This is a genomic window from Paraferrimonas sedimenticola (genome assembly GCF_002282855.1).
GTDB classification, from domain to species: Bacteria; Pseudomonadota; Gammaproteobacteria; order Enterobacterales; family Shewanellaceae; genus Paraferrimonas; species Paraferrimonas sedimenticola.
This window is the reverse complement of record NZ_NRIR01000001.1, coordinates 419,789-432,279: the sequence shown is the minus strand read 5'-3', so window position 1 is coordinate 432,279 and position 12,491 is coordinate 419,789. Positions and strand designations below refer to the sequence as shown.

At 50.3% G+C, this 12,491-nt stretch carries 6 protein-coding genes; 4 read left to right on the top strand and 2 right to left on the bottom strand.

What is annotated here, in order from left to right:
* Positions 1-25 precede the first annotated feature (25 nt).
* From CLC93_RS01835 to CLC93_RS01825, 3 genes are all read left to right on the top strand, one after another.
* Positions 26-1,858, top strand: a complete 1,833-nt coding sequence (locus CLC93_RS01835; RefSeq protein WP_095504231.1) for a DUF885 domain-containing protein — start codon at positions 26-28, stop codon at positions 1,856-1,858.
* 442 nt (positions 1,859-2,300) lie between these two features.
* Positions 2,301-5,045 carry a TonB-dependent receptor domain-containing protein gene (locus tag CLC93_RS01830; protein WP_095504230.1) on the top strand — a complete coding sequence of 915 codons (2,745 nt, stop codon included), beginning with the start codon at positions 2,301-2,303 and terminating at the stop codon, positions 5,043-5,045.
* Between the two features lie 563 nt (positions 5,046-5,608).
* A complete protein-coding gene (locus CLC93_RS01825) occupies positions 5,609-8,278 on the top strand; it encodes a TonB-dependent receptor plug domain-containing protein (protein ID WP_095504229.1) in 2,670 nt (889 codons plus the stop codon).
* Between the two features lie 285 nt (positions 8,279-8,563).
* On the opposite strand, the gene CLC93_RS01820 is transcribed toward CLC93_RS01825, so the two are convergent.
* Entirely contained in the window at positions 8,564-8,923 is a 360-nt protein-coding gene (locus CLC93_RS01820) for a TraR/DksA C4-type zinc finger protein (RefSeq protein WP_141237326.1), read from the bottom strand.
* 283 nt (positions 8,924-9,206) lie between these two features.
* Positions 9,207-10,667 (bottom strand): aminoacyl-histidine dipeptidase, encoded by a 1,461-nt coding sequence (locus CLC93_RS01815; RefSeq protein ID WP_095504228.1) that lies wholly within the window; start codon positions 10,665-10,667, stop codon positions 9,207-9,209.
* 212 nt (positions 10,668-10,879) lie between these two features.
* Here CLC93_RS01815 and CLC93_RS01810 point away from each other — a divergent pair, with 212 nt between their 5' ends.
* Positions 10,880-12,391: a M17 family metallopeptidase gene (locus CLC93_RS01810; protein ID WP_095504227.1), complete on the top strand. Its 1,512-nt coding sequence runs from the start codon at positions 10,880-10,882 to the stop codon at positions 12,389-12,391.
* The last annotated feature ends 100 nt before the right edge of the window (positions 12,392-12,491 follow it).

The window sequence follows — 12,491 nt, the reverse complement described above, 5'->3', positions numbered from 1 at the left end:
AATCAAAAATAATAAAGGATTCAAGATGAAGCGCACTATGCTGTCCGGCTCAGTGCTCGCGGCCTGTTTGGCCATGAGTGCCTGTTCAGACACCTCGACCACTGCGCCTAAAGCAGGCGTTGAACCCACTCAATCCACAGCCAACTCGGCAGTTTCGGTAAGAGCCGAGCAAGCCTACTTGGCGCTCGCGGATCAGTACTTCAACGAAAGCCTGGCTCAAAGCCCGATCTCTGCCACATTTGTCGGCCTAGATGAATACAACCACTTGTTTGGTGATGAGCTGAGTGACGCTTGGTTAAAGGCCCGCCACGAGCTCAATAAGGGTTATTTAGAGCAGGTTAAGAAGATTGACCGCGCTCAGTTGTCGGCCGACATGCAGCTAAGCTATGACATGTTTATCTACAACCGCGAGTTGGACTTGGTTAGCGAAACCTTCCCTTCGCGTTTTATTCCTTTAAACCAGTTCTACTCGCGTATTTTCACCATGGCTCAATTGGGCAGTGGTGGCTCAGCACAGCCATTCAACACAGTGAAGGACTACCGCAACTGGCTAGAGCGCATGGATGGTTTCACCGCTTATCTAGACCGCGCGATTGCTCGTATGAAAGAGGGCATGGCCTCTAAAGTGGTGCTGCCGCGCACGCTAGTCGAGCGAATGATCCCTCAGATTGACGCTCAGCTGGTAGAAGACCCAAAAGAAAGCTTGTTCTACTCACCGATTGGCCAGTTCCCGGACAGCTTTTCTGAAGCTGAAAAAGCCGAGTTGGACAAAGAGTACCAGACCTTTATTCAAGAGGTGCTGATGCCGGCCCTGAGCGAGCTGCGTGAGTTCTTGGCTACCGATTACCTGGCTGCCAGTCGTGGCTCTGACGGCATGTGGGGACTGCCAAACGGTAAGCTTTGGTATCAACACCTGGCCAATCGCAACACCACCACCCAAATGCCAGTAGATGAGATTCACGAGTTGGGCTTGAGTGAAGTGGCTCGAATTCTGAAAGAGATGGACGAAGTACGCCGAAAGGTAAAATTCGAAGGTGACTTGAACGCCTTCTTTGAGCATTTGTCTTCTGATCCTCAGTTCTTCTTTGAGACTCCTGAGCAGCTGGTACAGGGCTACACAGATCTTAAGGACGACATCAACGCAGTTGTGGCGAATTACTTTGAAGTGATGCCAAAGGCCGACTACGAAGTTCGTGCTGTTGAAGCTTACCGAGAGAAGTCAGCCGCCGGTGCTTCGTATAATGCCCCCGCGGTGGATGGCTCGCGCCCAGGTATTTTCTATATCAATACCTACAATTTAAAAGCCCAGCCCAAGTGGGGCATGACTACTTTATCGCTGCACGAAGCTGCACCGGGTCACCATTTCCAGATTGCCATCAAGCAAGAGTTGACCGGCGTACCTCAATTCCAGAAGTTCGGTGGCTACACAGCCTTTGAAGAAGGCTGGGGGTTATACGCTGAGTACCTAGGTATCGAGATGGGCTTGTTCACCGACCCGTACCAGTACTTTGGTAAGCTCTCTGACGAAATGCTGCGCGCCATGCGCCTAGTGGTCGACACAGGACTGCACGCTAAAGGCTGGTCCCGTGAGCAAGCGATTCAGTACATGCTGGACAACTCGGCGATGGCGGAGAGTGATGTGACAGCGGAAGTTGAGCGCTACATGGCAATTCCTGGCCAGGCGCTTAGCTACAAAGTTGGTCAGCTGAAGATCCTTGAGCTGCGCGCGCGTGCCGAGCAAGCCCTTGGCGATAAGTTCGATCTGAAGAAATTCCACTCACAAGTGCTGCTTACCGGCTCTATGCCAATGGCGGTTCTTGAGAACAAAATTGACGCCTGGATTGCTTCGCAAAAATAGGTATTTTTCGACCTAGTACAAAGCCAACGCTACTGTCGTTGGCTTTTTTTTAACCTATTCAATAGGTTAACGTTTTGTGTTTTGTAATCAAAGTTAGAGCTTTTATGTAAATACACGGTAAGGGCACGATGGCTTTTGCCTCCTGTTAACAAAATTGGCTCACAAAACGGCACTTAGTGTAACTCCTGTCACTCTGTTGCGGCTTTGCGAACAAAATGTCAGTAATGACGCGGGTTTGGTTACCTTGGTGCTATTTGCGTGTGCTGTGTGTTGCAAGATTAATAACGATCGGTAGCGCATAAATGACAATTTGCACTTTGACTCGTTAAATCCCCTCCCTAGTATTCAGCGTCGAGTCACTTCGTTTGACTCCAATGACGATAAAAAACAATAGCAATGACTGGTTCGTAGTCTGTATCGCGAACCTTTAGGGAGTAGGAAAATGACATCACAATCATTGATAGCGAAATGCGTCAAAACGAGTCTTATCGCCTCTGCTGGATTGGCAATGAGTTTGCCAATGGCAAGCCAGGCCATCGCCGAAGAAGTGAGCGCAGACGTAGAGCGCATCGAAATTACCGGTTCTCGCATTAAGCGTACCGACATGGAAAGCGCCACCCCGGTAACCGTGCTAAGTGCCGAGGACATGGCCAAGCAAGGCTTTACCAATGTGCAGGATGCATTGGAAAGCCTAACTGCCACCACCGGCGCTATGACCGGCCAGGAAATTCACGGCTTCACCCCAGCGGCTTCAAGCATTAGCCTACGTGGCGCTGGTGCAAGTCGTACTCTGACCCTCATCAACGGCAAGCGCCTAAACCAATACCCTAAGCCAGCGGGCGGCAGCGACAACTTTGTCGATACTGCGAACTTGCCTATGGAAGCGGTAGCCCGTATCGAAGTGCTAAACAGCGGTGCGTCGGCCATTTATGGAGCTGATGCTGTCGGTGGTGTGGTTAACATTATTCTGAAGCGTGACTTCGATGGTGTTGCGCTTAAATACCGCAAAGGCGTAACCCAAAATGGCGGCGGTGGAAATGATCGCATTGCGCTTTCTATTGGTAGTTCTTCGGACAAAGGTAATGTTTCGACCTTCATTGAGCTTACCGACAATCAGCGCCTACGAGCAACCGATCGCGAAAACTTTGGCCTGCATACCGATAAGGTCGACCACCCACGTTCGTTATACAGTTCATACGGCGCTCGTATCAATGGCCTGAGCGATGCTGACAAAGCAGCGTTAAAAGCAGATCCTGACTATGCGGACGCAGTGTTTTCTCGCACTCCATTCACTGAAGATGAGTGTAACGCAGGTGGATTCTTCTGGACTGGCAGTACCTGCGGTTTTGATCGCTCGACACAACGTGACTTATCGCCTGAGTCTACGCGATTCATCAGCACTACTACCTTTAACTATGAGCTAAGCGATGACGTGCGCTTTATCGGCCGTATGGATATTGCTCAGGCAAAGTCGATTACGCGCATCGAATCCATGGGTGATGACTCAATGAATGTTCGGGTTAACGATGATGGTCAGGTTATCCTAAGTACCTCCTACAACGGCGAGAAAATAAGCAAGGCGCTTGGTGACAAGTCAGTCGCTTTAGGCGGTGATTTTGCTGATTTAGGCGCGGGTAGCTACAACTATGTGCGTCGTTTACACGAATTTGGGCCGCGAACTGGCGAAACTAAAAGCACCAACTATTTCTTCTCAAGCGGATTGGAAGGGGATCTGGCCGACTACGCTTGGGACGCATCGGTCAATTATGGCCGTACGGAAGTTGACGTACTTCGAAGCGGTTACGCAACGGCTGGTGGCATGTTTGAATACCTGACTCAAGGTGACAATGGGGTATCTTACTTGCAAGGCTTTTCAGCAGAAGATGTAGAAAACATCGCTTACAACCCGTTTGAAAAAGCAAGTTCGACCTTGTTGAATGCGCAAGCGAACATCACAGGTTCATTAGCTGAACTTGAAGCCGGTTATATCGATTTTGCCTTCGGCGTTGAATGGTCTCGTCAAGATTACAATACGGATTCAGATTCTGAGTCGAAGAAAGGCGCTATCCTAACCACTGGCGGTTCTTCTGGTACCGGTGAGCGTTCGTTTTGGGCGACTTATTTCGAAACCATCGTTCCGATCACAGACGAAGTCTTGGTAAACGCTGCGCTTCGGTATGACCGCTATAGTGATTTTGGTGGCAACCTAACGCCTCAGGTTTCTGTTGAGTATCGTCCGACCCTCGAGTTATTGGTTCGCGGTAGCATTGGTGGGGTATTCCGTGCACCGGATATGCACCGAGTCTATGGCGATCCGACCAACGGTTACAGCACTATCCAGGATTACAAAACCTGTACTGAGAATGGTGGTACTCCGGGAGATTTGGATAACCCGGCAGCGCTTCAAGAAGTATGCAATGGCTACAGTGTGAGTATTACCACCGGTGCTAACAAAGAACTCAAAGCTGAAACCGGTTACACTGCCAACTTAGGGACAGTGTACTCGGGTGAACAGTGGAACTTATCTGTGGATTTATGGCAGTGGAAGCTAGACGACATGGTTGACTCTATCGCTGCCGCAACGGCAGCTAAAGAGTTCAAAGATTATGAAGACATGCTAACTCGTGACGACTCAGGAAAAATCATTCACGTTAACGCGACCGCGCAAAACCTAGCCTATCAAAAAGTAACTGGATTAGATTTTGAAGCAGGTTATGACTTTGATCTAGGCGAAATGGGAGATCTGCGTTTATTCGGTAATGGAACCTATAACATAGATTCTGAAACTCAACTGTCGCCAACTGATCCTATTCGTGACAACTATGAATATGGTTGGCTGACCCGCTATCGCGTAAACGCAAATCTAGCATGGTTCTACGGCAACCTAGAAGCCACGTTGGCTGCCCGCCACATCGGTCCTATGAAGGAAGGCACAGTTCTTCAAGAAACACTTGAAGATGGCACAAAGGTAGATATTCCGAAGAAAGAGCTTGCTAGCTGGACAAGTTGGAACTTAACAGCTGTTTACCATTTAGGTGACAATGCCAAGCTTACCGCTGGTATTGTGAATCTGTTCGATAAAGGCCCAAACTTCGATCCTACCGCAAGCTCATGGCCACACTACCCACGCAGCGTCTATAACGCTCGCGGTCGTGAGTTCTTCCTAGAAGGTGAAGTGAAGTTCTAATCGCCACCTAAGCGATAACCTCTCAAAAGCCCGCTGTCGCGGGCTTTTTTATGCCTGTCATAAATGCTGGGAGCTAGGTCCGCTTTGATCATTGTTTGTGCGATTGCCCGTTTATGCAGTCAAAGCGGAACTAAATGACTGGTTATGCAGTCTGGAGTAGGTTTTGTGCGCCTGTTGTTATTTGCTGCTGTTGCAAAATTGTGAAGATGTAAAAATTTACCCGTTTCGATGTAAATAAAATGAAAGAAAAGAGCGGTTTTCACACCAGATGAAACTGTCGATAAAAAAAATGTGAAAGCGCTCAAATCAATATGTTGCGCAGTTGTAACGCTGCGGTAACTCCCGTGCTAATGGGATCTTTACATTAGTGAGACCGGCTTGTTTTGCAAATGTAAATGAATTGGTTAAGAGATATTGCGCATCTGTTGCGATTGCGACGTTGACAGTTTTTCGCTCAAAAAACAGTATCAATGTCGAACACATATCGCTTTGTTCAATTCAAAAACTACAACAGCAAAACAATAAATCGGACGCAGAATCCGAACATGTTAGGGAGTAAAAACATGGCATCACCATCTTTGATTGCTAAGTATGTGAAAACCAGTCTGTTAGCCTCTGCCGGAGTGGCATTGAGCTTACCAGTGGCGACTCACGCAATCGCCGAGGAAGAGAGCGCTGCTGTAGAGCGCATCGAAGTTACCGGTTCTCGTATCCAGCGTGCGGATATGGAGACCTCTTCTCCGATCACCGTAATCGACCGCGCCACCATTGACGCATCAGGCATGCCAACCATTTCGGACTTTGTTCGTAATCTGGCGCAAAACTCATTCGGTTCATTCCGTGATGCATCAGGTTTTGGTTCTGGTCAATCTTCACAATCAACTGTTGACCTACGTGGTTTAGGTCCACAGCGTACTCTAATCCTGATCGACGGTCGTCGTACCGGTTATTCAGTGGCATTCGGTGGTGCGACTCAGAACTTGAACACCATCCCAATGGCAGCGGTAAAACGCGTTGAGATTCTACGTGATGGTGCTTCTGCGGTATACGGTTCTGACGCTATTGCTGGTGTAATTAACGTTATTACCAACAAAGAATACGAAGGCGGCAACCTAGAAGTTGAGTTTGGTCGTCCACAGCAAGAAGGTGCTGATGAAAGCAGCGCTCGTTTCACTGTTGGTTCTAATAGCGACAAGACCAACATCGTAGCTTCTGTAGAATTCTACAAGCGTGAAGCGCTATACGACCGTCAACGTGAATACAGTAACATCGCTACTGGTACTTCGTTTGGTTGGCCAGGTGGCGGTATTCCAAGCCACAGCGATGAGTTCATTGATGAGCGTTGTCCTGAGAACTTGGGCGACAGCGCTGACTTCCCGAATTCTTACATTGGTGCCAACGGTCGTTGTAACTACGACTTTACCGCCGATTCTGCCACCATGGCAGCCCAACAGCGTTTCTCAACCTTCGTTAACATCAACCACCAGTTGACCGACGATGTTGAGTTGTTCTCTCGTGCATTGGTTTCTCGCATCTGGACCGAAGGTCGTTATGCTGCAGCACCAGTAACTGCACCATATCCACTATGGACTCGCACCGAAGAGAACAAGTACTTGTTCGACGCAGCCGCTGAGAAGTACGGTTTTGAGTCTTTCATCGATGAAGAAACTGGCGAGCTGGTTCACCAAGATGTTCTACTTCTAATGCGCACCGTACCAAATGGTAACCGTGACACCGAAGTAGAAGATACAGAAGTTAACTTGCTTGGTGGTCTTCGCGGTGATTTGGACTTGTTCGGTGGCGCTAACTGGGAAATCGGAACTCAGTTCATTCGCTCAGAAGTTAGCTCCATCAGCAAAAACCTAGCCAATAAAGTGGCTATCCAAAACGCTTTGGATTCAGGCGACCTAAACTTCTTCGGCTTAGATTATGTTGACGGTGACGGCAACATGGTTACTTACACTCCTGGTGAAGCAGAAGCGGTTATGGCTGGCTTTAACTCTTGGGGTATCTTCCGCGGTCGCACTCAAACCGTTGCTGCCGATGCGAACTTGAGCTTCGACATGTTCGACCTGCCAGCAGGTTCTGTACCTCTAGCTTTGGGTCTTGAGTGGAACACCACTAGCTTCATGCAAGAGAACGACCCTGCGTCTAACCGCCTAGAATTGGCTGGTACCTCTGGTGGTGACAACATCTACGGTAAGAAGCGCGATATTTTCTCTGCTTCTGCTGAGACTATTATCCCTGTTATCGAAGGTCTAGACGTTAACTTGTCTGCTCGTTACGACAACTACTCTGACTTTGGTAGCACCACCAACCCGAAAGTTGGTATCACCTACCGTCCGTTCGATATGTGGTTACTACGTGGTTCTTGGGGTAAAGGTTTCCGCGCTCCAGGCTTTGATGACCTATACGGCAACGCCTCTGAGTCGTTCCCAACTGCAATTGACACCACTGCTTGTGAATTGTCAGGCGACAAAGACTCTCCAGCTTGTGCGGCACAACAATACCGTTCGTTCTACGGCGGTAATGAGCAGCTAGACGCTGAGAAGTCTGAGTCATTGACCTTCGGTACCGTTGTTAACCTAACTGACAACTGGGACGTTGAGCTGGGCTACTACGCCATCGAAATCAAAGACACCATTGGCACCATCAGCGCTCAGAAAGCGTTCGATTTGGAAGCGACTGGTATCGACGGAATCGTATTCCGTAACGATGATGGCAGTGTTGACTTCTTGAAGCTGACCACTCAAAACTTGGGTGTTCTGAACACCAGTGGTATCGATTTCAACACCAACCTGTTGGTTGAAACCGGTTTCGGTGACATCAACTTCAAAGTTGACTGGAACTACATCATCGAGTGGAACGAGCAGCCAGATCCAACCGAAGACAAGATTGAGTACATCGGTGAGATGGGTAGCCCACAAATGCGTGGTAATGTTGGCATCACTTGGATGAAGGACGACATCTCTGCGTCTTGGAACAGCTACTACATCGACAAGCAAAGCTCAGTGATTGCAGACGAGACTTACAGCGTTGGCAACCACATCACTCATGACTTGCAGTTCGGCTACAATGCGCCTTGGAACGGTAAAGTGAGCGTTGGTGTTCGCAACCTGACCAACAAGGATCCAGAGCTGAATCACGACTACTACGGCCACCCAGGTTACGACTTGTACCTGTACAGCCCAATCGGTCGTACTTACTACCTGCGTTATTCGCAGCAGTTCTAAGCTAAGTCTAGGATATGCATTGAAAAGCGGACTCAGTTGAGTCCGCTTTTTTGTGTGCGAACCCTTGCTGAGGCTGGGGTTGAAATTGAATCAGAGGCAGATGTTTTAGGCGCTGGCTGCAGCGTTAGAAGAATAGCAACAGGCGAATTAAACCTAGCGTGGTTTGGACTACTACAACGAGCGCATTAAACCCCGCTTGGCAAAGGCTTTGCTGTTGGCGGCTGGTATGGATGCCGAGGCGAATAGGCCTAGATCAAAAGCAAATTGCAGTAGTCGAGTACTGGATTAAGCGTCGTTAAGCAGGAATTCAGTGCGTGCTATCTTGGCGTAGGACTCGGCACAGGCTTTACAGCGCTGCTCACTCGGGTCGGCTTCCAGTCGCTCACATTCGATGGCTTCTTCGCAATCGCTACAAAGACCGTAGAGCCCAATATCCCATTGGATCCACGCCGCTTCTAAGCGGTGCATCTTATCCACCTGTTCGGCGGACAATTCTGATTTGTAGGCTTCCAAAGCGCTGAGCTTAGCTTTTGGGGCTAAGTCATCTAATTGGTGTCGGCATCCGTCCGATAGCTGTCCTTCCAAACTGGACACAAGCGCTTGGCTGTATTGAGTAAGTAAAACCGTTGGCGAAACTTGCGACATATTGACTGTACGAACACTGGCTAATTAAACATTGAGTGTGCTTTAAAAAGTACTCCTAGCCTGCATACAGAGTCATGATTTGCATCAAACAAGCCTCCGAAAATCTTTGAAAATCCCCCAAAAGTCTAGGGCAAGTTACCCACAGGGGACTGTCCCCTAAAGGGTTGGCATTATATTTGCCGGACAGAAAAAAAGAGCTAACCCGATAATTATCATTCGGTTAGCCCTTCATTTTCACTGAATATTTATCCACAGGGGAGAGTCCCCCTGTGTCAATATTAATTTAGTCTTTGGCTGGGATCGCTTTTAGCAATTGGGTCAGTAGCTGCCAGTATTGCGCCACTGATTCAATGTGCACTTTCTCGTCCGGCGAGTGCGGGAACTTGATGGTAGGACCGATAGATACCATGTCCATTTCTGGATATGGCTTCTTGAACAGGCCGCACTCAAGGCCAGCGTGGATCACCATGATGTCTGGCTCGCGTTGGAACAGCTCTTGGTACAAGTCGCGCACCAATGCCATTACCGGTGAGCTGTTATCCGGCTTCCAGCCTGGATAAGCACCGGTGAAGCTCACTTCAGCGCCAGCCAGTTGGGCAAGGGCGGCCAAAGTGGTCTCGACGTTATTACGCGAGCTGTCGTCTAGCGAGCGAATCAGGCACAAAATGGTGGCAGTACCTTCGGCCACAGTTACAACGCCTAGGTTCAACGAGGTTTCTACCACGCCCTCGATGGCATCGCTCATACGCACCACACCGTTCGGACAGGCGTGCAGTGTGTTCACCAGAGTTTGCTGGCTAGCGCTTTGCATAACCTCTGCAGGCGCATCAATACCGTTAAGCTCGATAGTCAGGTTTGGCTCAGCTACCGATAGCTCTTTGGTCACGATGGCAGTGAACTCGGCAACGTAAGCATTCAGCGCATCGACTTTGTCGGACGCGATGGTGAACTGAGCTTGACCTTCGCGAGGAATGGCGTTGCGCAGCGAGCCGCCTTGAATGGCGGCCAGTGCCAGTTGCAACTCGGCAGGGGCGGCAAATAGAAAACGGCCCAATAGCTTGTTGGCGTTACCGCGACCTAGGTGAATATCACAACCTGAGTGACCGCCTTTAAGCCCCTTCACTGTTAATTGGAAGGCGGTTTGGGATTCAGCGGCTTGGTAGCTCACTGGCAAGCGCAGGCTAGCATCGATACCGCCGGCGCAACCCATGTAAATCTCGCCTTCTTGCTCTGAGTCGGTGTTGATTAGGATCTCGCCATTTAAAGAGTCGGATTGCAGGCCAAAGGCACCTGTCATACCCGCTTCTTCGTCGACGGTCAGTAGTACTTCCAATGGACCGTGCTCTATGTCGTCGCTTTGCAGCACAGCCAGCGCTGAGGCCATACCGATACCGTTATCGGCACCTAGGGTAGTGCCATTGGCGGTCAACCACTCGCCATCGATTAAAGTCTCGATAGGATCGGTCACAAAGTCGTGGTCTTTGTCGTTGTTTTTTTGCGGCACCATGTCCAGGTGGGCTTGAAGCACCACACCTTTGCGGTCTTCCATGCCCGGGGTGGCAGGCTTGGATAGAATCAGGTTACCAGTCGCATCTTGTTTCAGTGTTACCTTTGGCTGGGTCTCTACCCAAGCTTTTATGTGCTCGATGAGCTGTTGTTCGTGCTTGGATGGATGGGGAATTGAACAGATTTGTTCAAACCAGTGCCACAGTGGCTGAGGTGATAGGTGTTGTAATGAGGCCACGTATCGACTCCTTAAATCGGCTAATCACAAAAGAGTGGAGTGCAATATATCACAGGCTTAACGTGGATCCTTAACCCCAGCGCTGGCGTTTTATCAGAAAGCTGTAAATAATGGTGCCAATTTAACCTTGGCTTAACCTCGCTGCTGGACTGTCGGTTGTGAAGGGCGTTCGCCAAGGGATAACAATAAAACCCAGAATCAAGGACTTAATCATGACCCAAGCCTTTTTCCAACAAGTTACCGAGCGCGATCAGATTTTTGCTGACGGCCCTTGGGACGCACTTGTAGTGCTGACTCATCAAATCACCCTTGAAGATTACCCCGAGCTCTCCCAATTAGTGCAGCACGCCGCTAGCGTTGATGAGGGCGTCGGTAAAACCACCAGTTTGTTATTAGCACCAGGTTTGGCGGGAGGCCGCATGGTGGTAGCACCTGTGGCAAAGGTGGATGACCCATACACTGACGTTCGAGTTTACGCCGATGCGGCTAAGTCGGGGATTGAGCGCGCTAAAGCGTCAGGTGCTAAGCGTCCGCTATTGGTAGTACAGCCTCACGGTGACAGTGCCAACGAATTTGCCGAGTCAGTCGCTGCGTTAGGTGCCGCCGAAGGATTGTGGCTGCCACTAGAAGCTCGTGAAGCGGGTGCGGCCAAATGCCAAATCGAGCAAATTGGTTTGCTGGCGGACGATGTGGACGCTGAGCTGTTAAATGCTTTAGAGTCTGGCCGCGCGTTGGCTCGAGACCTATGTGGTACCGATCCTGAGCGCATGGCTCCACCGGCGTTTGCCGATTGGGTTCAGGCGGGTTTGGCTGACTCAGGTCTTAACATCAGCGTGATTGGCGATGAGAATACGCTGCGTCGCGACTACCCCTTGTTGTCAGCGGTATCGCGCTCCTCGTTCGCGGTTGAGCGTCATTGCCCGCGCGTGGTTCGCATCGAATACAAGAGTGAGGGACCAATTAAGCGCACAATTTTGCTGGCGGGCAAAGGGGTCACCTATGACACCGGCGGTGCTGACTTAAAAGTGGGCGGTGCCATGGTGGGTATGAGCCGCGACAAAGGCGGTGCCGCTGCCGCAGCGGGTCTGATGAAGACTCTGAGCATGTTAAAGCCTGAAGGCCTGCACGTAATTGCCGAGCTCGGTTTGGTGCGAAACTCGATTGGCTCCGATTGCTTTGTGCCGGATGAAATTATCACGTCCCACGCAGGTGTACGTGTGCGCATCGGCAACACTGACGCCGAGGGTCGCTTGGTGTTGGCGGATGTGATGTCCCATCTAAAACAAGACTACGCCGATAGCCCACAAGTGGAAATGTTCTCGCTAGCGACCCTAACCGGTCACGTGGTGCGCGCCTATGGTGGTTACACCGCTGCGGTTGAAAACCGTGCCGCACGCGCCAATGGTGTCGCTAACCAAATTCAATCTCGCGGTGAAGCCTTAGGCGAGCCACTAGAAATTAGCCGTTTGCGCCCCGAGGACTTTGACAAGATCAAAGCCACCACAGTCGCTGAAGATATACTGTCGGCCAACAATGCGCCAAGCTCGGTGACCGCTCGCGGCCACCAATTCCCAGCGGCCTTTTTGGTGAAAGCCTCAGGCGTGGATGAGACGATGCCATACACTCACTTGGACATCGCTGGCTCTGCGGTCACCGGCCACCCACACTACGGCACACCAACCGCGACGCCAATGGTTGGCCTGTTGGCCTATTTGCTGGCCTAACTCGCCACTCGTCTCAATCTATAAAGGCGCCAAGCTGTCACAGCGGGCGCCTTTTTGTTTTTCAGAGCCTGTGGATAGCTTACCCGAATCGCGCAAAAAA

Bases quoted from the DNA above. Each gene is read 5' to 3' on its own strand.
- CLC93_RS01830 (WP_095504230.1), top strand. From the start codon at position 2,301: ATGACATCACAATCATTGATAGCGAAATGCGTCAAAACGAGTCTTATC.
- CLC93_RS01835 (WP_095504231.1), top strand. From the start codon at position 26: ATGAAGCGCACTATGCTGTCCGGCTCAGTGCTCGCGGCCTGTTTGGCC.
- CLC93_RS01810 (WP_095504227.1), top strand. From the start codon at position 10,880: ATGACCCAAGCCTTTTTCCAACAAGTTACCGAGCGCGATCAGATTTTT.
- CLC93_RS01825 (WP_095504229.1), top strand. From the start codon at position 5,609: ATGGCATCACCATCTTTGATTGCTAAGTATGTGAAAACCAGTCTGTTA.
- CLC93_RS01820 (WP_141237326.1), bottom strand. From the start codon at position 8,923: ATGTCGCAAGTTTCGCCAACGGTTTTACTTACTCAATACAGCCAAGCG.